This is a genomic window from Natronoarchaeum mannanilyticum, assembly GCF_039522665.1.
Classification (GTDB): domain Archaea; phylum Halobacteriota; class Halobacteria; order Halobacteriales; family Natronoarchaeaceae; genus Natronoarchaeum; species Natronoarchaeum mannanilyticum.
The window spans coordinates 171,007-189,340 of sequence record NZ_BAAADV010000003.1; the positions used below are offsets into that span (position 1 = coordinate 171,007).

Genomic DNA, 18,334 nt, shown 5'->3' on the forward strand with positions numbered 1-18,334 from the left:
CCCGCCAGTCGAGTACGATCATCCATGGATTCGAGAGACGACACGAACGATACCGAACCGAGCGCGAACGACGCCGAAGAGGACCTGCCGACCGAAGTACCGGAAGACTCGGTGCTGTATAACGGGGACGAAGACGACGAGAACGACGCCGACGACTCCGGCGACGACTCCGGCAACGACTCGTCGATCAGCCGCCGCGCGGCGCTGGGCGTGCTTGGCGTCGGCGGCGTCGCCGGCGCCGGCGCGCTGGCGTTCGGCGGGGTCCTCGGCGGTGGTTCGGGCGCCGACGACGGCTCCGACGATCCCGACAGTTCGACGGCCACATCCGGTGACGAAGGCTCCGACGACGAGGACGCCGGCGGCGAAGCGACCGAGGGCCCCGACCCCGCGGTGTCGTTCGACAATCAGGCGTTTCAGGGCAACGGCGTGAACGTCAGCGCGACGACGCCCGGCGAGTACGCGCTCCTCGTTACCTACGGCGCCGACGGGGACAGCGTCGTGGCGGGGACCGCGGACGCGACCGATCTCGACGACGAGGGCGTCGCCGTCCGGTTCCAGAATGACGGCGGCGTCCCCGGCACTCACACGGCTCACCTCCTCGAAGGCGACGCCGGCGGGTACGAGGGCGGCGACGCGCTCACCGCGGAGACGATCGGCAACGTCGCGGTCGCCGACACCGCGTTCGTCTCCGGCGAGGGCGACGACGCCGAGACCGAGGTCGGGTTCGCCGATCAGGCGCTCGGCAGCGGCAGCGGCGTCGAGATGGAGTTCACCACCCCCGACGGCCACTTCGTCATCCTGACCTACGACCGGGACGGCGTGCCCGTCGTCGCCGGCGCCGACGACGTCAGCGACCTCGACGGCGAGACGCGCGTCGTCGACGTCGTGGATCGGGACGGCGTCCCCGGCGAGCATACGGCCCACGTCCTCGCGAACGCGGACGGCAGCCAGTTCTACGTGCCCGGGGACGCGCTCTCGGACGCCACCGCGGACGTGGTGACCGCCTCCGCGACGGCGACCGTCTCCGGGGCCGACAACCCCGAGGCGTCCGTCTCGTTCGAGGACCAGGCGCTCGAGGAGGGGACGGTGACGCTGACGGCGACCGCGCCGGCGAAACACTTCGTGCTCGTCACGTACCGCAGCGGCGACGACCGCATCGTCGCGGGCGCCGAGGACGTGAGCGGACTCGACGGCGAGTCGATCACGTTCGACCTCCCGGACGACGGCGGTGTCGGCGGTCTCCACACCGCGTACATCATCTCCGAGGATGGCGGCAGCAAGCGGTACGCGGCCGGCGACGTGGCCTCCCAGTCGACGATCGGCGCCGCCAAAGTGGCCTCGACCGCGACCGTCAGCGAGTAAGCGGGCAGCTCCGCTCCGCGAGTCGATTTCATGTGGGATGCTGGTGGCTGATCCGTTCGGCGACCACGCCGGGCACCGGCGTCCCGCAGTCCTTGCACTTCCAGGTCGAGGAGACCGTCCCGCGCTCCCTGTCGAGATCCTGCCTGTAGCGCAGCGTCGCGCCGCAGACACAGCGGTGGGTCGCTCCCATACGCGACCGAAGGCGGCGCGGCGGTAAAAGCGGCGTCCCGCGGCGCCGGGACCGGGTCGGTCGACGCCGACACCGGCGCAGGCACCGCCGAGGCGCAACACTGGTTACGCCGACCTACCTACGACGACGCGAATGACCGTCATCGGGATCGACGACACCGACTCCCGCGAGCGCGGGATGTGTACGACCTACGCCGCCAGCCGCCTCGCCGCCGAGATCGAGGCCGCGGGCGGCGCCGTCGAGCGCGTCCTGCTCGTGCGCCTGAACCCCGCCGTCGAGCACAAGACGCGGGGCAACGCCGCGCTGGCGGTCCACGCGGACGTCGATCCCGAACGCGGCTTCGAGATCGCACGCGAGTTGATCGCCGGCAGCGCCGAAGTCGAGGATCCGCGGACGAACCCCGGCCTCGTCGTCGCCGACCACGATCCCGACGCGGCGCCCGACGCCGTCGCCGCGTTCGCCCGCGCGGCGGTCCGGGACCACCACGAGATTGCAGACGCCGAGGCGCTGATCGAGCGGGAGGGCTACGAGAGCGCCGGCTGGAAGAACGCCCGCGGGAAGATCGGCGCCCTCGCCGCGGTCGGCGCCTGGGCGGCCTTCGAGGAGTGGACCTACGAGCACGTCAGCTACCGCGAGCGAGCGCGCCGCGGGACGCCGCGCGACGTCGACCTCGATTCGGTGTTCGCGGCCGCCGACGAACGGTACCCCGAGGCCTGGGACACCGTCGATCGCGTCGAGGGCCAGGCCGTCTGCGTTCCCCGCGCGCCGGGACCGATCCTCCACGGCATCCGCGGCGACGACCCCGAGGCGATTCGAACTGTGGCCGCGGGGATCGAGAGCGAGCCCGTCGAGTCGTCCCAACTGTTCGTCACCAATCAGGGGACCGACGCCCACCTTCGGGACGCCGCTCTCGGAGCGGTCGAGGACGGCCGATCCTACCGCGTCGACGGGGCGGTCGTCGAGCCGCCGGAGACGCGCGAGGGGGGACACGTCTTTTTCGCCATCGAGCGCGCCGACGGCAACGAAAGCGCCGGCGCCGAGAGCGACGCCGACGTCCGTCTCGACTGCGCGGCGTTCGAGCCGACCAAGCGCTTCCGCGACCGGGTGCGCGCGCTCCGGGTCGGCGACCGGATCACCGCCTGCGGCGAGGTCGGCGACGGGACGCTCAAGCTAGAGAAGTTCGCGATCCGCGACCTGAACGACGCCGAACTCGCGACGCCGGACTGCCCCGACTGCGGCCGATCGATGAAGAGCGCCGGCGCGGACCAGGGGTACCGCTGCCGGGACTGCGGGACGAGTCGGGACGGGAAGGTCGAGCGGCGTGTCGATCGGGAGCTCCAAGAGGGGTGGTACGAGGTGCCGCCCTGCGCTCGGCGCCACGTGGCGAAACCGCTGGTTCGGGGCGGCTTCGACGCGCCGATCCACCCCGAGCGGTGATTGCGTTCGGCGGTCCGTTGTTCGGCGGCTAGCCGCTCGGCGGTCGACAGTTCACGACGCCGACGCCGCCGCGGCGTCCCGACGCCGCATTCCGAGGCACCACGCCAGGCCTACGAACGCGGTTCCGAGCAGCGCGACGCTGTCGGGTGTGACGCCGATCACCGCGAGCGCGACCACGCCGATCCCGGTCGCGATGCCGAACGCGGCGGTCGCGGCGTCGTCGACCTGCGAGAGCGCGTACCAGGTGCCCGCGACGTACGCGGCCCCCAGCGCCGCCCCGGCGACGACGTCGACGAGATAGTGGACGCCGAGCACGACCCGGGTCGCACAGACCAGCGTCACGATCGCTGCGGCGACGCCGTAGCGCCACCGGCGCGTCCGGACGGAGAGGCGCTGGGCGAGCAGCCCGTAGACGACCGTCGAGGTGACGGCGTGACCGCTCGGGAACCCGTAGCTGCTGGCGGTGCCGGTCGCGACGTACAGCGGCTCGACGAGTCCGGGGAACTGGTCGGGCCGGGCGAGTCTGGTCGGCGGCCGGGGGAGCGTAAAGGCGTACTTCAGCGCGAACGCGAGCCCCAGCGCGCCGATCGTCAGTCCCGCGACCGTCATCACGGCGTTCCGATCGACGATCTCGTCGTCCGCGTACCAGTGGAGCCCCACGAGCAGGACGCCGACGAACCAGACGTCGCCCAGCTGCGTCGCCAGCGCCGCCAGCAGGGCGACGGCGTCGGGGAGCACGGATTCGATCGCGTCGAACGCGCCGATGCCTCTGGTCATCGGGCGAGCGTTAGCGGCCGCAACACAAAGGTCCCGCGGCTACCGGCGAGGAGGTGGGAGTGGCCCGCGTCAGAGCGTCTTCATCCCGCTGCCGGTCAGCGGGACGACGACGTCGTCGTCCGGCGCGACGACGCCGCGGCGACGATACTCGCGCAGCGCCGCGGTCGCCACCGCGCTGGTCGGCTCGACGTAGAAGCCGGCGCGGTGGAGCCGGTCGAGTTCGCCCTCGACGGCGTCGCCGTCGATCGCGATCGCGTCGCCGCCCGAATCGGCGATGGCGTCGAACAGCTGGGCCTCGCGGGCGGGCTCGGCGATCTGGATCCCGTCGGCGATCTCGTTGGTCGGGACGTCCTCGGACGACTCCAGGGCCGTCGTCAGCCGATTGCCCGGCTCGTCGTCATCGTCGTCGGCGTGGAGTTCGGCCGCGATCGGAGCGTACCCGGCGGCCTGTCCGGCCAGCAGCTTCGGCACCCGGTCGACGTAGCCGGCCTCGCGCAGCGCACGGAACCCGCGGTACGCGCCGAGGAACAGGGTGCCGTGGCCCAGCGGAAGCACGACGGCGTCGGGCGCCGACCAGTCGCGCTGGGCGGCGATCTCGTAGGCGAGCGTCGCCGTCCCGGCGTAGAACGCGGGGTTCCAGGCGTGGCTGGCGTAGTACGCGTCTCCCTCGGACGCCGCGGCGACGCAGGCCTCGGTGACGGCCTCGCGGTCGCCCTCGATCCGCACAGGTCTAGCGCCCGCCCGCTGGATTGCCACCAGTTTGGACTGCTTGACGTCGTCGGGGACGTACACGTCGGCGTCGATGCCCGCGCGGGCCGCGTACGTCGCGATCGCGGCGCCGGCGTTGCCCGAGGAGTCCTCGACGACCTTGTCGACGCCGAGCGCGGCCGCCCGCGAGAGCGTCGTCGTCGCGCCGCGGTCCTTGAAGCTGCCCGTCGGGAACAGGTACTCCAGCTTGAACGCGGCGTCCCAGTCGTCGGCGTCGACGAGCGGGGTAAAGCCCTCGCCGAGCGTGACGAGGGGCGCCTCGGGCAGGAACGACTGGAACGCCCACAGCCCGAGATCGCGGTCGAGCGCCTTCGGCGCCGGCGCGGAGCCGCGGTCGGGGAGCGCAGGTTCGGCGTAGTCGAGCGGGTGGCCGCAGTCGCAGCGCCACGGCTCGTCGGCGCTCGCGGCGTAGGTGCGCCCGCAGTCCCGGCAGCGAAGGTCGGCGACCATCAGTACGTGTCCACGCTGGTGCCGACCGAGCAGACGTACTCGCCGGTCGCCACCTGCGGGAGCCGCCGGGTGCGCCAGAACACGCCGTCGCTGTCGGCGGTCACCCGCTCTTTCTCGGTGCCGAACACGTCGGTCACGGTAAACAGCGCGTCGCCGGCCGAGACGCGCTCGCCGAGGTCGACCTGAAAGTCGACGAGGCCGCCCGAAGGTGCGCCGAACTGCTCGAAGCCCGACGCCCGGACCTGGGCCTCGATCTCCGACTGGCCGTCGAGGAAGCCGTACTCCCGCAGCACGTTGAACACGCCCTCGACGCCGAGTTCGATGCTGTGCTCGTCCCAGCCGACGGCGCCGCCGAGCTCGGGGTCGATCGTCGGGACGCCCTCGTCGGGCGCCGCGCGGGCGAGCTGGCCGTCGGGGCCCTTCTGGTCGAGGATGTAGCCGCAGCCGAACGTCTTGGCGAGTTCGAGACACTCGCGGTGGAGCCGGTGGCGCGAGCCGCAGCGCACCCGCGTCTCGTCGATCATCCGGCTGGTCGATCCCTGGTGGAGGTCGATCACCAGGTCGGCCGAGACCGCGGCGTCGAACGTCGCCTTCGCGATGCGCTCGCTCGACGTCCCGTTCTCGTCGCCCGGGTACGCGCGGTTCATCTTCGTGTCGTCGATCGGGTTGCGGTGTTCGGCGACCTGGAAGGCGTGGTAGTTGACGATGCCGACGATCAGGATCTCGCCCGCCAGCTCGTCGGGATCGATCTGAGGTACCGCCCGCCGGACGACGCCGACGCCGTTGAGCTCGTCGCCGTCGCTCGCCGCCTGCACGTAGAGTCGCTTGCCGTCCCGGGCGCCGTTGATCACGGCGACCGGGAGCCCGACCGGGCTCCCGTCCCGGCTCTCGCCGACCTGCAGCCGCCCGGTGTCCATCTCACCGGGGGCCGCACTGGCCGTTCCCAGCGTTGTCATTACACCAACTGGGCGGCCCCACGCTCTTTAGCGGTTCGGTCTCGGCACCCCGTCAGCCCCGGCGAGTTCGACCTCGTCGGGCGTTCGATGCCGACCGCGGACTGCCGGCCGCAGAACTCGAACAGCCAACGGAAGCCGAATCTATTTTCCTCCACGCGTCCGCACGTCAGCGCAGATGACGACCGAACCGGCCGAGGGCGAGGAGCCGGATATGTTCGACCCGTTTCGACAGTTCCTCGCGCTCGAACGGGACGTGCTGGTGCTCTCGGTGGCGATGTTCGCCTTTTCGCTGGGGTTTCAGATGACCAGCCGGTTCCTCCCGGAGTACCTGGTCGCGCTGGGCGGGGGCGGCCTCGTCGTCGGCGCCTACACCACGGTCGGCAACGTCATCTCTGCGATCTACCCCTACCCCGGCGGCGCCGTCTCCGACCGGATCGGCTCGCGGTACGCGCTCACCCTGTTCGGCTTGCTCTCGACGCTCGGCTTCGCGCTGTGGCTCGTCGCGCCGCAACTCGGCGCGATTTCGCTGCCGGGAGCGACGATCCCGGCGTGGGTCTGGATCTTCGTCGGGCTCTTTCTCGCGCAGGCCTGGAAGTCGTTCGGGCTGGGCGCGACCTTTGCGGTCGTCAAGCAAGCGACCGAGCCGTCGAAACTGGCGGCGGGGTTCGCCAGCACCGAGACGTTTCGGCGGACGGCCTTTCTGATCGGCCCGGTGCTGGCCGCGGCGCTGCTCGGTCTGCATCCGGACTTCACGGCGAGCTTCCAGTACGTGCTCGCGGTGGCGGTCGCGTTCGGCGTCGTCGGCACGCTCGCCCAGCACTGCCTGTACGACGCCAGCGAGGACTCGATCGGCGGGAGCTTCGAGGGGATCGAGCGGATCCGCGCGGACCTCCGCGAGATGCCCGACGAGCTGGGGCCGCTGCTGATCGGCGATACTCTGGTCCGCTTTGCCAACGGGATGGTGTACGCCTTCTTCATCCTCGTGGTGACGCAGTTTCTGGAGGTCGGCGTCGCGACGACGCTCTCGACCCCGCTGGGGACGTGGGGGATCGACCTCTCGCCGGCGGCCTTCTTCGGCTATCTGCTGGGCGTCGAGATGGCCGTCGCGCTGCTGGTGATGGTACCGGCCGCGAAGGTCGCCGAGCGCGTCGGGCTGAAGCCCGTCGTCGCCGCCGGCTTTCTGGTGTACGCCGTCTTCCCGATCGTACTGATCGCCGCGCCGGCCAACCCGGCCGCGCTCGTCGCGATCTTCGCCTTCTCGGGGCTGCGCTTCGCCGGCCTCCCCTCCCACAAGGCGCTGATCGTCGGTCCCGCCGAGCGGGGCGCCGGCGGGCGTGTCACCGGCTCGTACTACCTCCTCCGGAACGTCGTCGTCATTCCGAGCGGGCTGCTCGGCGGCGTGCTCTGGGCGGGACTCTCGAACCCGCTGACCGGAGCGACGCTGTTCGAGGGGAGTCCGACGGTGGCGTTCGGCGTCGCCACCGCGATCGGACTGGCCGGCACGGCGTACTTCGTCGCGTTCGGCGAGGAGTTCGGGACCTACGCCGACGGGAACGGGGCCTGATCGAGAGTCACGCGCCGGACGCCGATGCCGAACGCGCACCGACGCCGAGCCGGTTTCGACGCCACTTTGTTCCGGTGTCCCCTACCGCCGGCCGTGTCACGGGATCGGCGCGACGCCGACGGGGAATCGGCGTCGAGCGACGAGTCCGCGTTCGGAGCGCCCGCCGAGGAGAGCGCCGACGAGTTCGGCGCGGCGTCGGACGAGAATTCGGACGGCTTCGGCGCGGCGTCGAACCCGGATTTCGAGAACGGCGAGCCGTCGGACGGCAGCGACAAGGACCAGCTCGTCGCGTTCGCGCGAGAGCTCGGCGTCGAGCGCAACGTCAAGTGGGCGCTCGCGCTCGGCGCGGCGTTCGCGGCGCTGCTGTACGTCGTGTTCGTGGTGATTCCAGCCGAGACGACCCAGTCGCCCGTGCTGTATCTCGGGCTCGCTTTCGTCGTGTTCTTCGCGACGTCGCTGTCGCTGACGATTCTCTTTACGGCCGTCTCGGCGTGGCGACGCGCACGCGAACTGTGACCGCGTCACGGTTCGACCCGCCGACCTCGCCGGACCGGTCACGCATCAGCTCTACCTAGACATATCGACAGAAATCCTAAGCGTTCGCGCGGTATTCTGGACGCTCGTCCGGGAGTCCGCCGGAAAGCAACGCCCCGAACGGCAATGTTTTTCCCCTACGGTATGAAAGCGTATGCGTATGTCCGACGAGGTCAAGAAAGGGCTCGAGGGCGTCCTCGTCGCGGAATCAGGACTCAGCCACATCGACGGCGACGTCGGTCGGCTGATCTACCGCGGCTACGCCATCGAGGACCTGGCCCGCGACGCGAGCTACGAAGAGGTGCTGTATCTGCTCTGGCACGGGGAGCTCCCCGACGCCGACGAACTCGAGGAGTTCCGCGCGGCGATGGTGAGCGAGCGCTCCGTCGACGACGCCGTGCTCCAGACGGTCCGGGACCTCGCCGACGCCGACGAGGATCCGATGGCGGCGATCCGCACGGCGGTGTCCCAGCTCTCCGCGTACGACCCAGAGGGGAGCGGCCACGACGCCGAGGACCACGAGTCGATCCTCCGAAAGGGTCGGCGCATCACGGCCAAGCTCCCGACGATCCTCGCGGCCTTTTCGCGCGTCCGGGACGGCGAGGAGCCGATCGAGCCCCGCGACGACCTCGACCACGCCGAGAACTTCCTCTACATGCTCAACGGCGAGGAGCCCGACGACGTGCTCGCCGAGACGTTCGACATGGCGCTGGTGCTCCACGCGGACCACGGGCTCAACGCCTCGACGTTCTCCGCGATGGTCACCGCGAGCACGCTCGCGGACGTCCACAGCTCGGTCACGAGCGCCATCGGCACGCTCAGCGGCGGGCTCCACGGCGGCGCCAACCAGAACGTCATGCGGGTGCTCAAGGAGGTCGACGACGCCGAACAGGACCCCATCGACTGGGTCAAGCAGGCCCTCGACGAGGGGCGGCGCGTCCCCGGGTTCGGCCACCGTGTCTACGACGTCAAGGACCCCCGCGCGAAGATCCTCGGCGCGAAGTCAGAGGAACTCGGCGAGGCCGCCGGCGACCGAAAGTGGTACGAGATGAGCGCCAAGATCGAGGAGTACATCTCCGAGGAGAAGGGCCTCGCGCCCAACGTCGACTTCTACTCGGCGTCGACGTACTACCAGATGGGGATCCCGATCGACCTCTACACCCCCATCTTCGCGATGAGTCGCGTCGGCGGCTGGGTCGCCCACGTCAGCGAGTACCTCGAGGACAATCGCCTGATCCGGCCGCGCGCTCGTTACGTCGGCCCCGAGGACCAGGAGTTCGTTCCGATCGACGAGCGGTAACCGGATCGCGGCTTCTCCATATTCACTCGCCGATCAGCGGCGCCGAACGGCGGTCCCGCTCTGAGGCGCTGGTGAACCTCTTTTCTTCATCCGCGATTCGGCGCGACGTCCGCGCAGCAGTGCAAATGTAGCGCTTCACCCCTTGTTCAACGGGTCGAATGCGTAGTACGCCACAGTCATCATGATACCCAACGAAACAGCGTTCAGAATTCCGATATCGTCGAATAGCGGGCTGACAACGAGCAGTCCTACCGCTGATCCGACACCGCCGAGGAGAGCGAACCCACTGCGAGACCCGGCCTGTGCCCACTCCTCAAAACGGATGTAGAACTGCGGAGCCCCCATCGTATTTGCAATTGCTGTTCGATCACAAAAGATCCTACGTCCGAGAGTACATTCGTCCGTGGATTTCGCTCTGTGCGGCGTCTGCACTCACCGATAGGTAGCCCGAACTTGTCCCCCGACGAGAAGTCGACAGCGCCGCCGGTCCGCCCGAACTCCGATCAGATCCCCAGCAGCCCTGCGTAGTAGGGACTGACGAACGCCTCGATCGCCCCGGCGACCAGAAAGACCAGCGCCAGGCCGATCAGGATTCGGTAGGCGCGAGCGACCGCGCTCGCGAGATCGGCGCGATCGGCCCGGCCCGTCGCCGCCCGGACGCCGACGCCGCCGAGGTGTAGACCGACCGCGCCCGCGACGATCAGCCCGGGGATCTCGACGACGCCGTGGGGAGCGACGAACGTCAGCAGTTCGACTGGGTCGACCTCGATCCGCGCGAGCGCGCCGAGAAACAGGCCGTTGAACAGCAGCGACGCCACCGTCGGGATGCCGCCGAGGAAGCCCGCGTACGCCTGCGCGACGCCGACCTGCCAGTTGTTAGCGGCGAGATTGAGAAAGGCGGCCGGCGGAAACCAGCCGGCGAGCCGCGCCGTGATCGACGCCTGGAGGACTCCGTCGACGCCGGCAGCGAACCGCCAGCCGGCTAGCCCGCCGAGCGCGAACACCGCCCCGCTCGCGGCCTGGAGCAGCGGTCGAGCGACGACGAACCGACGCAGCGCCGCGGCGCCGCGGCGGAACTCGTCGGTCAGCCGCTCGCGGATCGTCCCCCGCGCTTTCGGCGACTGGGGCATTCGGCCGGTCGCGTGCTCGGCGTACAGCGCCGTCTTGACGAACGCGAGCAGCGGGAACACGACCAGCAGGCCGATCGGCGAGCCGACCGCCGACATGCCGACGGACGACAGCCCCGCCGAGAGCATCGCCAGCACGAGCAGGACGCCGAGCGACACCAGCAGGTAGACGACGGCGTCCGCGGGGTTCGACCGGGCGTAGCCGACGCTGCGCCGGACGCCCGCGACGGCGCCGACGCCGTCGACGACGACCGCCTGCCGCGCGAACAGGAAAACGAGGCGGACGGCGAGCAGGGCGACCAGAAGCGCGGGGAGCAACGCGAACGCGAGCAGCGCCGACGCCGCGCCGGCGCCGAGGCCTGCCGCCAACCCGCCGATCGAGACGCCGATGACGACGGCCATCGCGAGCAGCTGGAGGACGAGTAGCGCCACGAAGGTGACGGCGTCGCGAGCGATCCCCTCGACGCCCGCGCGGATGGGGTCGCGACCCCGAAGCACGCCGTACACCGCGTGGACCTGCCCGGCGCCGACCACGGCGTTGGCGAGCAAGGAGACGACGATCGCGACGAGGCCCGTCGCGGCGAACACGGCGAGCAGTTCTGGCGTCACGGCCGCCTCGGCTGCGGCCTCGAGCCCCGCAGTCGATCCCTCGTACGACGCCGGGTCGTCGATCTGGACCGGCCCGATCGCCCGAAGTTCCTCGCGGATCGGCGCGAGGTTTCCCTGCGCCGAGAGCGTCAGATACGCCGCCGCGACGCCGACGAGCCAGGCGGTCTGGACGAGCGCGGCCGTCGAGGCGCCGAGCAGATAGTAGGGGAGGACTCCGGAGGGCCGGGACCGGTACCCGCGAAACGCGGCGCGGACGGCGTCACCGATGTGCATAGTCGATATGTAGTCTGCCGACACTTCAGCGTTGATATAAAGCGGACTGCAGATCCCTTCGGAACGGTCGTCCCGGTTCAGGCACGCTGTGGTCGCAATCGCCGGACCAACAGCGAGGCGACCACGGCGGCCCCGAGCAGGACGGCGAAGTTGAACGCCGCCTGCAACAGCGGTTCGTAGTCGGCGGCGACCCAGACGTCGATCGCGGTCGTGACGCTCGCGTAAAAGCGGTAGAGCGCGAACCCGCCGAACGCGACGGCGGCGGCGAGCCCGGCCCAGTAGAGCGTGGCGATCGGCCCGTCGTCGATCCGCGCGAGGCCGTCCGCCGCCCCGTCGGGGTCGCGATCGGCCGCCCCCGAACCGTCGGCGTCGGTTACGTCCTCGAAGAGCGCGTCCGGATCCGCGTCGTCGATCGTCGAGCGATCCCGTTCGTCGGCGTCGTGATGGGTGTCTGGCATTGGTTCGGTCGTCGCTGCGGTCTCGGTCGGTGCGTTCGCGGTGGGCTCGGTTTGCGCGTTCGTCCGATTCTCGTCGTCGGGGCGATCCTTCTGCCCGTCGTCGGCTGGAGCGGAGCGGTCGTCGGCGTCGGGCTCGTCGGTCATCGGAATCGCCCCCGTCGGGCCGCCGCGATCAGTGCTCCGACCAGCGCCGCAACGCCGACTGCGACGCCGAAGCCGGGCTGGGAACTGTCGGCGGCGTCGGCACCGTTGTCTCCGGCATCGCCGGCAGCGCCGTCTGCGCCGTTGTCGGCGCCGCTATCGCCGTTGTCGCCGTTGTCGGCGCTCTCGAACTCGCCGTCGTCGGCGCTGAAGTCGTCCGATCGGAACTCGACGTCCTCCTCGGTGGTGTTTTCCCCGACCTCGCGGGTGGGATCGAGCTGGGCGGGTTCGCGCGCGTTGCCCACGATCGAGCCGTCGCGCCACAGCACGGCGTCGAGGTAGTAGTTGTAGTCGTCGGCGACCGTTAGCGTCGCTTCGGGCGTCGCGCTGCGGCCCGGGCCGAGCGTCTCGACGTCGATCGACTTGCGATCCGCGATCACGTTCGAGTCGGACTGGCGCGCCAGCAGCACGACGCGAAGATCGGATTCGGGGTCGTCGCCCGTGTTGGTGAGGTACGCCGAGACGTCGAGTTCGGCGCGGTCGTCCGACACCTCTTCGACGCTGTACTCGACGACCGGGAACTCGCCGCCGCTGAACTCGGATCCGAAGCGGTGGAAGTCCACCGGCGTGTCGGCGTACGCCGGCGTCAGCGAGCCGACGTTGTTCAGAGCCGTGTGTCCCTCGACGATCCGACGGTCGGTCCGGTAGACGATCGTCTCCAGGCGATAGTCGCCCTGTCGGGCGACGGAGACGTTCGTCACGGTCGAAACCTCGCGGTCGCCCGAGACGTCCGGGACGTCCTGCCGGACGGTCGTCTCGACCATCCCCGTGTCCTCGTCGACCGCGCGATACTCGATCGAGAGGTTCTCGGCTGCGCCGCCGCGGTGTTCGAGGCGCGCGTCGACCGCGAACGTTGCCGTCGCGCCGGAGATGTCGGCCGGCTGGACGGTTAGTTCGGTGAACGATACGCTGGAGGACTCGACGGCCGGTGCGGATCCGGGATCGTCGTCCGACGCCAGCACGCCCGGGACCAGAAGGGCGGCGAGCGCGGAGACGACGATCACGGCGCAGATCGCCCCGACGAGCGCCTTCTCTCGCTGCATACCGAGTGCCATGGAGAACCGCGGTAAATACTTTCTGAAAGATAGGATATTCAAACAACGCGGTTTCTATAGGCTCGAACACAGGTGAAACAGCAATCAAGTATCGGACGTCTGTCGCCGTCAAAATGCTATTACCCCACAAATGACGCGCGTCGTTCAGGCGTCTGACGCGCCGATCGCCCCGACGACGTACCGCACTTTCACTTTCACTCCGCGTGGGCGGGGTTTATTATCCTCCGGTCGACTGTTTGAGTTGCACGTCACACGCACCGTGCATCCCCATCCTCCATCCCCCTTACCCGCCACCAGTGACGACGCCGACCTGCGGGCGCCGGTAGACGCCGAAACCGCGCCGTCGGCAGTAGATAGATAACGGGCCCGACCCTACGCGGTCGCATGCTCGAGGCCGACGACGTCGTCGAGGCCCACGACCGGGTCCGCGAGACCTCCCGGTGGACGCCCCTGGAGTACTCGCACACGTTCTCGGATATGACCGGCGCGGACGTCCACCTCAAACTGGAGACGTTCCAGCGCACCGGCGCGTTCAAGATCCGCGGCGCGACCAACCGCATCGCGACGCTGTCGCCCGAGGACCGCGAGGCGGGCGTCGTGACGGCAAGCGCCGGCAACCACGCCCAGGGCGTCGCGCTGGCGGCGAGCCGCGCGGGCGTCGACAGCGTGGTCGTGATGCCGGAAGGCGCACCGATCTCGAAGGTGAAGGCGACGCGGAACTACGGCGCCGAGGTCGAACTCCACGGCGCCGACTACAGCGAGGCCGCAGAACGCGCCCACGAGATCGAACGCGAGGAGAACCGAACCTACGTCCACGCGTTCGACGACGAGGCGGTGATGGCCGGCCAGGGGACGATCGGACTCGAAATCGTCGAGGACTGCCCCGAGGTCGACACCGTCGTCGTGCCGATCGGCGGCGGCGGGCTGATCTCCGGCATCGCCACCGCGGTCAAGGACTTCGACGACGACGTGCGCGTGATCGGCGTCCAGGCCGAGGGCGCCGCCAGCGCCGCCCAGTCGCTCGAGAAGGGCGAGATCTACGAGCGCGAGTCGGTCGACACGATCGCCGACGGCATCGCCACGCGCCGGGTCGGCGATCGGACGTTCGACGTGATCCGAGAGCGCGTCGACGAGGTCGTCACGGTCTCGGACTCGGATATCGCGGTCGCCGTGATCTACCTGCTGGAGCGCTCGAAGACGCTGGTCGAGGGCGCCGGCGCGGTCCCGCTGGCGGCCCTGCTCGCCGAGCAGTTCGAGTACGTCGAGGACGAGGTGATCGTCCCCGTACTTTCGGGCGGCAACGTCGACCTGAACACGCTCTCGACGGTGATCGTACGGGGGCTCGTCGAGACGGGGCGGTACGTCAAGCTCCGCACCGTTCTGAAGGACAAGCCGGGTGCCCTCGAGGACCTGATCGACGTCATCGCCGCCCACAAGGTCAACATCTACGCCATCCAGCACGACCGAACCTCGCGGGACATCGGGATGAACGCCGCCGAGGTCGAACTCGACCTCGAAACCAGAAGCCACGAACACGTCGCCGAACTCGTCGCGGGGATGCGCGAGCGAGGGTACGAAGTGGAATTATTAGCGTAACGGGCCCGCGCCGGAAGCGGTCACGAGCGCAGGTCCAGCACCGACCGCAACGCGTACGGCCAGAAGACGTAGACGGGAAACGCCACCGCGACGACGGCGAACGCCGCGACTCCGAACCACAGCAGCCCGCCGCCGAACCGGTCGAGGACGAAGAGAACGTAGGGAACCAGCAACAGCGCGATGATGACGTTGAGCCGGCGTATTACTCTGGGGTCGCTTCGGTATCCGGGCGAGTCAGCGTCGCTCATAGCCGAACCCACTGCAGGTGACGACAAATGTTTTTGGGACGACAACTACTTCTCGACGGCGTCGAGCACGATCCGCTCCTCGAATCGGCCGCGATCTTCGGCTTTCTCTGCCTGCAGTTTCCGCAGTTCGTCCTCGGAGACGTTTCGCCGCTCGCGGACGGCGTCGACGACCGCCAGCACGTCGGCCAGCTCCTCGAGTTCGCCGCTCTCACGGAACTCATCGGCCTCCTCGACGAGCTTCTCGGCCAGCAGCTCGGCGTACTCCTCGTCGTCCGCGACGCGCGCGATCGGCGTCTCGCCGTTCTCGCGGACGATCTCGGGGATGTCGTCGCGGACGAGCTTGCGGTACTCGCGGCGAGTCGACTCGCCGTCGTCTGATGGCGCCATCTCGGCGCGAACGTCTCGGCGTCGTCAGTAAGCGGTTTCGGTGGGACGCCGCGCCCGCACGTCGTGGTTTTAAGCCGCGCCGCACCCACTGTCCGGCCATGAAACGCGTCATCAACACCACTGACGCCCCGCACGCCGTCGGCGCGTACAGCCAGGCGACGACGAACGGCGAGCTGCTGTTCACGGCCGGTCAGATCCCCCTGACGCCGGACGGCGAACTGCTCGACGACGAGCCGATCGCCGTCCAGACGCGCCAGGCGCTGGACAACGTCGTCGCCATTCTGGAGGCGGAGAACCTGAGCCCCGACGACGTGCTGAAGGTGACCGTCTACCTCGACGACATCGACGAGTTCGACGAGATGAACGAAACCTACAGCAACTACTTCCGGACTGACCCGCCGGCCCGCAGCGCCGTCGAGGTCGGCGCGCTCCCGAAGGGCGTCGGCATCGAGATCGAAGCCGTCGCCGCCCAGCCGTGAACCCCAGGGTCAAGGCCAGCGTCCTGTGGGGCGTCGTGGGCGCGATGACGTTTCTCGTGCTCCACCAGGCGTACCTGCTCCTCGACGGCGAGTTCACCTCGATCGAAGCCGTCGCCGCCGTGACACTGCTGGTCGGGCTCGTCGCCGGCGTCGCCTCGTATCTCGCCGAGGGCTGGCTGGCGCGGAAAGAAAGGGTTTAAACGATCGACCCCGCTACTGCCGTACGAGCCAGGATGGCCGAACGGCAAGGCGCACGCCTGGAAAGCGTGTTCCCTTTCGGGATTCGGGGTTCAAATCCCCGTCCTGGCGTTTTCTACTCGGTACAATCGACGGTTTAGCGCGTCGTGATGCGAACGGCCACTGACGTTCACGATGGGGGCGCATCTCCAACCGACGCCTCGTCGTCGGCGCCGTTGACCGCACAGCCGGTCACCTCGAACCTGGCGCCTCCCTCTTCGCTCTCCATCACGCTGATCTCCCAGCCGTGCGCGCCGGCGATGGCGTCGACGATGGCCAGCCCGAAGCCGGTGCCGTCCTCGTCGGTGGTGAAGCCGCGCTCGAACACGTCTTCGCGATGTTCCTCGGGGATTCCGGGCCCGTCGTCGGCGACGTAGAACCCCAACTCGTCGTCGAGAGCACCTACGCGGATCGTCGCGTCATCGGCCCCGTGATCGAGCGAGTTGCGGAACAGGTTCTCCAGCATGCGGCGGAGCCGATCCTCGCTGGCGACGACCGTGACGTCCCCCTCGACGGCCAGCGTCGCGTCGTCGCCCTCGACGTAGTCCCAGGCGGCCCGCGCGACGGCGTCGAGATCGGCCGGTTCGGTTTCGGCGTCGTCGAGGCGCTGGCCCGACCGGGCGAACGAGAGGGCTTCCTCGATGATCGTGCGCATCCGCTCCAAGCTGTCGCCGACCATCTCCATTTCGCGTGCGTCGGACTTGCGCTGGAGCAGTTCGAGCGCGCTCTCGGCGACGGTCAGGGGGTTCCGGAGGTCGTGGGAGACGGTGCTGGCGAACTGCTCCATGTGCTCGCTCTGGCGTTCGAGCTCGCGGCGCTGCTCGCGGCGGGTCGTCTCGTCCCGGAAGATCAGGAGGTAGCCGGTTCGCTCGGCGCGCTGGGACAGCGGCGAGACGTCGAGCAGGAAGTGGCGCCGCTCGCCGTCGATCGTGGCGGTGAGCTCGGCGGTCGATCGCCCGGTCGCCTCGCCGAAGTCGCCGGCGCCGTCGGCCGCAGTTTCGTCCGCGCCGACCATCGCGTCGATCCCGGTGCTGTCGACCGCTGCCCCGTCGTCGGCCGCCGCGCCGGCGCCGTCCGGGAAGGTGAGGACGGGACTGAGCGTGTCGGCGTCGAACGGGAGCGCCTCGACGATCGGTTCGCCGAGCGGGTCGTCGGGACGGAGCAGATCGGCGCCGGCCGGGTTGTGGTCGGTGACGACCCCCGAGGGGTTCGCGACCACCACGGCGTCGCGGATCGCCGTCATCACGGTCTCGCTCTCGACGGGGTAGATGTCGAACAGGCGGTGGCGGTACAGGGCCCACGCCGTGACGACGCTCCCCAGGCCGAGTCCGAGCGGCGCGTAGTTGATCCCGGAGTAGGGGAGCGCCCCCACCGCGGAGCCGACGGTGAGCGCCAGCGCGATCGAGCCGGCGGCGATCAGCACGGCCGGCTGGGTGCGGTGGGCGTCGCGGGCGTCGACGATCACCTGCAACAGCAGGACGATCCCGCCCAGCACGAGCCAGGTCGTGACGAACATGTGCGCGACGTACACGGGACCGGCAGTCGCGATCGTCGGCCCCGCTTGTGCTGCGGAGCCGAGTTCCCAGACCAGCTGGTGGCTGTCGTTGGTCAGCGCCAGCGCCGCGACGACGGTCGCCTCCGCGAACAGCAGCGCCGACACCGGCCTGGCGTACTCGGCGTAGAGGTTCGTGTACCGGATGGTAAAGAGTAGCCACAGCGCGGGGACGAACGAGATCACCGCCAGTCGGACCTGCTGCCAGAGCAGCCACTGTCCGTCGCCCGACAGCGCCGCCATCGCGTCGACGAACGTCCAGGTGGCGACGACAAAGAGGAGCCCGATGAACGTCCGGGCGCCGCGGTGGTCCCGCCGGCGCCAGACCCAGGTCGCCACGCCGATCGAGATGACGCCGGAGAGGGCGTAGAGGGCGGCGTAAAGTTCAGGGGATGCCATCGCGTCTCCCGGACGTTTACCGGCAGATCGTATCAGTCTTTGGGGCGATTCGTCCGATCGTCGGGCGGTGAATTCCGCGCATAGCGTCCGGTAACAATCGGATTTCCGCCCTCCACGGGCCGGGTCGAGGCAGTCGCCGGGACGCCCGATCGCGACGGCGGGTCGCTCGGGAGAGATGAACGCGCGCGACGCACGTGGCGGGCTACTCCGAGCGCCAGCACAGGAGATACATAAACGTTGGCTTTACCGCCGCGATCAGCGCCCGGCGCCGATGTCCGCTCGTTCGTCGTCGAACGCACTGAACCACCGCAGGGGACTCCTGCGTGGACGATTCACACTGTGTCGTGAGGTGCGGTTGGCCACCGGAGATTCAAA

At 69.5% G+C, this 18,334-nt stretch carries 19 protein-coding genes and 1 tRNA gene; 9 read left to right on the forward strand and 11 right to left on the reverse strand.

Annotation, left to right across the window (positions count from 1 at the left end; translation table 11 throughout):
• Positions 1-24: 24 nt before the first annotated feature.
• Positions 25-1,362, forward strand: a complete 1,338-nt coding sequence (locus tag ABDZ81_RS09335) for a hypothetical protein (RefSeq protein WP_343773692.1) — start codon at positions 25-27, stop codon at positions 1,360-1,362.
• A 28-nt stretch (positions 1,363-1,390) separates the two neighbouring features.
• Here ABDZ81_RS09335 and ABDZ81_RS09340 read toward each other — a convergent pair whose 3' ends face one another.
• Complete coding sequence (locus ABDZ81_RS09340; protein ID WP_343773693.1) at positions 1,391-1,552, reverse strand: hypothetical protein; 162 nt, start codon at positions 1,550-1,552, stop codon at positions 1,391-1,393.
• 132 nt (positions 1,553-1,684) lie between these two features.
• On the opposite strand from ABDZ81_RS09340, the gene ABDZ81_RS09345 reads away from it, so the two are divergent.
• Positions 1,685-2,989, forward strand: a complete 1,305-nt coding sequence (locus ABDZ81_RS09345; protein WP_343773694.1) for a TiaS agmantine-binding domain-containing protein — start codon at positions 1,685-1,687, stop codon at positions 2,987-2,989.
• 51 nt (positions 2,990-3,040) lie between these two features.
• Here the strand turns inward: ABDZ81_RS09345 and ABDZ81_RS09350 are convergent, their stop codons facing one another.
• From ABDZ81_RS09350 to ABDZ81_RS09360, 3 genes are all read right to left on the reverse strand, one after another.
• Positions 3,041-3,766 (reverse strand): phosphatase PAP2 family protein, encoded by a 726-nt coding sequence (locus ABDZ81_RS09350; protein WP_343773695.1) that lies wholly within the window; start codon positions 3,764-3,766, stop codon positions 3,041-3,043.
• Positions 3,767-3,835: 69 nt separating this feature from the next.
• On the reverse strand, positions 3,836-4,984 hold the full coding sequence (locus ABDZ81_RS09355) for a pyridoxal-phosphate dependent enzyme (RefSeq protein ID WP_343773696.1): 1,149 nt from the start codon (positions 4,982-4,984) through the stop codon (positions 3,836-3,838).
• Positions 4,984-5,940 (reverse strand): succinylglutamate desuccinylase/aspartoacylase family protein, encoded by a 957-nt coding sequence (locus ABDZ81_RS09360; RefSeq protein ID WP_343773697.1) that lies wholly within the window; start codon positions 5,938-5,940, stop codon positions 4,984-4,986. Before ABDZ81_RS09360 ends, ABDZ81_RS09355 begins: the two co-directional genes overlap by 1 nt.
• Positions 5,941-6,115: 175 nt before the next feature.
• On the opposite strand from ABDZ81_RS09360, the gene ABDZ81_RS09365 reads away from it, so the two are divergent.
• From ABDZ81_RS09365 to citZ, 3 genes are all read left to right on the forward strand, one after another.
• Complete coding sequence (locus ABDZ81_RS09365) at positions 6,116-7,504, forward strand: MFS transporter (RefSeq protein ID WP_343773699.1); 1,389 nt, start codon at positions 6,116-6,118, stop codon at positions 7,502-7,504.
• Positions 7,505-7,597: 93 nt separating this feature from the next.
• A complete protein-coding gene (locus tag ABDZ81_RS09370) occupies positions 7,598-8,020 on the forward strand; it encodes a DUF7536 family protein (protein WP_343773700.1) in 423 nt (140 codons plus the stop codon).
• A 178-nt stretch (positions 8,021-8,198) separates the two neighbouring features.
• Positions 8,199-9,338: a citrate synthase gene (citZ, locus tag ABDZ81_RS09375; RefSeq protein WP_343773701.1), complete on the forward strand. Its 1,140-nt coding sequence runs from the start codon at positions 8,199-8,201 to the stop codon at positions 9,336-9,338.
• Between the two features lie 135 nt (positions 9,339-9,473).
• Here the strand turns inward: citZ and ABDZ81_RS09380 are convergent, their stop codons facing one another.
• The 4 genes from ABDZ81_RS09380 to ABDZ81_RS09395 all read right to left on the reverse strand — a co-directional run bounded on the left by ABDZ81_RS09380 (position 9,474) and on the right by ABDZ81_RS09395 (position 13,049).
• Positions 9,474-9,683 (reverse strand): hypothetical protein, encoded by a 210-nt coding sequence (locus ABDZ81_RS09380; protein WP_343773702.1) that lies wholly within the window; start codon positions 9,681-9,683, stop codon positions 9,474-9,476.
• Positions 9,684-9,841: 158 nt separating this feature from the next.
• A complete protein-coding gene (locus ABDZ81_RS09385) occupies positions 9,842-11,347 on the reverse strand; it encodes a stage II sporulation protein M (protein WP_343773704.1) in 1,506 nt (501 codons plus the stop codon).
• A gap of 77 nt (positions 11,348-11,424) precedes the next feature.
• Positions 11,425-11,949: a DUF8060 family membrane protein gene (locus ABDZ81_RS09390; protein WP_343773705.1), complete on the reverse strand. Its 525-nt coding sequence runs from the start codon at positions 11,947-11,949 to the stop codon at positions 11,425-11,427.
• Positions 11,946-13,049 carry a DUF7490 domain-containing protein gene (locus tag ABDZ81_RS09395; RefSeq protein WP_343773706.1) on the reverse strand — a complete coding sequence of 368 codons (1,104 nt, stop codon included), beginning with the start codon at positions 13,047-13,049 and terminating at the stop codon, positions 11,946-11,948. Before ABDZ81_RS09395 ends, ABDZ81_RS09390 begins: the two co-directional genes overlap by 4 nt.
• A gap of 396 nt (positions 13,050-13,445) precedes the next feature.
• Between ABDZ81_RS09395 and ilvA the strand changes: the two genes are divergently transcribed.
• A complete protein-coding gene (gene ilvA / locus ABDZ81_RS09400) occupies positions 13,446-14,657 on the forward strand; it encodes a threonine ammonia-lyase (protein WP_343773707.1) in 1,212 nt (403 codons plus the stop codon).
• A 20-nt stretch (positions 14,658-14,677) separates the two neighbouring features.
• On the opposite strand, the gene ABDZ81_RS09405 is transcribed toward ilvA, so the two are convergent.
• Together ABDZ81_RS09405 and ABDZ81_RS09410 are read right to left on the reverse strand one after the other, a co-directional pair.
• Positions 14,678-14,905 carry a hypothetical protein gene (locus tag ABDZ81_RS09405; protein WP_343773708.1) on the reverse strand — a complete coding sequence of 76 codons (228 nt, stop codon included), beginning with the start codon at positions 14,903-14,905 and terminating at the stop codon, positions 14,678-14,680.
• A 45-nt stretch (positions 14,906-14,950) separates the two neighbouring features.
• Positions 14,951-15,292 carry a nucleoside triphosphate pyrophosphohydrolase gene (locus ABDZ81_RS09410; protein ID WP_343773709.1) on the reverse strand — a complete coding sequence of 114 codons (342 nt, stop codon included), beginning with the start codon at positions 15,290-15,292 and terminating at the stop codon, positions 14,951-14,953.
• Positions 15,293-15,390: 98 nt separating this feature from the next.
• Here ABDZ81_RS09410 and ABDZ81_RS09415 point away from each other — a divergent pair, with 98 nt between their 5' ends.
• The 3 genes from ABDZ81_RS09415 (at position 15,391) to ABDZ81_RS09425 (ending at position 16,080) form a co-directional block, all read left to right on the forward strand.
• Complete coding sequence (locus ABDZ81_RS09415) at positions 15,391-15,771, forward strand: Rid family detoxifying hydrolase (protein WP_343773710.1); 381 nt, start codon at positions 15,391-15,393, stop codon at positions 15,769-15,771.
• The gene (locus tag ABDZ81_RS09420) at positions 15,768-15,971 is read left to right on the forward strand and encodes a DUF7981 family protein (RefSeq protein ID WP_343773711.1); all 204 of its coding nucleotides are present in this window, start codon (positions 15,768-15,770) and stop codon (positions 15,969-15,971) included. Before ABDZ81_RS09415 ends, ABDZ81_RS09420 begins: the two co-directional genes overlap by 4 nt.
• A 27-nt stretch (positions 15,972-15,998) precedes the next feature.
• A tRNA-Ser gene (locus ABDZ81_RS09425) sits at positions 15,999-16,080 on the forward strand.
• A 58-nt stretch (positions 16,081-16,138) separates the two neighbouring features.
• Here the strand turns inward: ABDZ81_RS09425 and ABDZ81_RS09430 are convergent.
• Positions 16,139-17,959 (reverse strand): sensor histidine kinase, encoded by a 1,821-nt coding sequence (locus tag ABDZ81_RS09430; protein ID WP_343773712.1) that lies wholly within the window; start codon positions 17,957-17,959, stop codon positions 16,139-16,141.
• Positions 17,960-18,334 lie beyond the last annotated feature (375 nt).

What these genes read in the sequence shown, in the direction of transcription:
- ABDZ81_RS09335 (WP_343773692.1), top strand. Translation starts at nt 25, where the DNA reads ATGGATTCGAGAGACGACACGAACGATACCGAACCGAGCGCGAACGAC.
- ABDZ81_RS09340 (WP_343773693.1), bottom strand. Translation starts at nt 1,552, where the DNA reads ATGGGAGCGACCCACCGCTGTGTCTGCGGCGCGACGCTGCGCTACAGG.
- ABDZ81_RS09345 (WP_343773694.1), top strand. Translation starts at nt 1,685, where the DNA reads ATGACCGTCATCGGGATCGACGACACCGACTCCCGCGAGCGCGGGATG.
- ABDZ81_RS09350 (WP_343773695.1), bottom strand. Translation starts at nt 3,766, where the DNA reads ATGACCAGAGGCATCGGCGCGTTCGACGCGATCGAATCCGTGCTCCCC.
- ABDZ81_RS09355 (WP_343773696.1), bottom strand. Translation starts at nt 4,984, where the DNA reads ATGGTCGCCGACCTTCGCTGCCGGGACTGCGGGCGCACCTACGCCGCG.
- ABDZ81_RS09360 (WP_343773697.1), bottom strand. Translation starts at nt 5,940, where the DNA reads ATGACAACGCTGGGAACGGCCAGTGCGGCCCCCGGTGAGATGGACACC.
- ABDZ81_RS09365 (WP_343773699.1), top strand. Translation starts at nt 6,116, where the DNA reads ATGACGACCGAACCGGCCGAGGGCGAGGAGCCGGATATGTTCGACCCG.
- citZ (WP_343773701.1), top strand. Translation starts at nt 8,199, where the DNA reads ATGTCCGACGAGGTCAAGAAAGGGCTCGAGGGCGTCCTCGTCGCGGAA.
- ABDZ81_RS09380 (WP_343773702.1), bottom strand. Translation starts at nt 9,683, where the DNA reads ATGGGGGCTCCGCAGTTCTACATCCGTTTTGAGGAGTGGGCACAGGCC.
- ABDZ81_RS09385 (WP_343773704.1), bottom strand. Translation starts at nt 11,347, where the DNA reads ATGCACATCGGTGACGCCGTCCGCGCCGCGTTTCGCGGGTACCGGTCC.
- ABDZ81_RS09390 (WP_343773705.1), bottom strand. Translation starts at nt 11,949, where the DNA reads ATGACCGACGAGCCCGACGCCGACGACCGCTCCGCTCCAGCCGACGAC.
- ABDZ81_RS09395 (WP_343773706.1), bottom strand. Translation starts at nt 13,049, where the DNA reads ATGCAGCGAGAGAAGGCGCTCGTCGGGGCGATCTGCGCCGTGATCGTC.
- ilvA (WP_343773707.1), top strand. Translation starts at nt 13,446, where the DNA reads ATGCTCGAGGCCGACGACGTCGTCGAGGCCCACGACCGGGTCCGCGAG.
- ABDZ81_RS09405 (WP_343773708.1), bottom strand. Translation starts at nt 14,905, where the DNA reads ATGAGCGACGCTGACTCGCCCGGATACCGAAGCGACCCCAGAGTAATA.
- ABDZ81_RS09410 (WP_343773709.1), bottom strand. Translation starts at nt 15,292, where the DNA reads ATGGCGCCATCAGACGACGGCGAGTCGACTCGCCGCGAGTACCGCAAG.
- ABDZ81_RS09415 (WP_343773710.1), top strand. Translation starts at nt 15,391, where the DNA reads ATGAAACGCGTCATCAACACCACTGACGCCCCGCACGCCGTCGGCGCG.
- ABDZ81_RS09430 (WP_343773712.1), bottom strand. Translation starts at nt 17,959, where the DNA reads ATGGCATCCCCTGAACTTTACGCCGCCCTCTACGCCCTCTCCGGCGTC.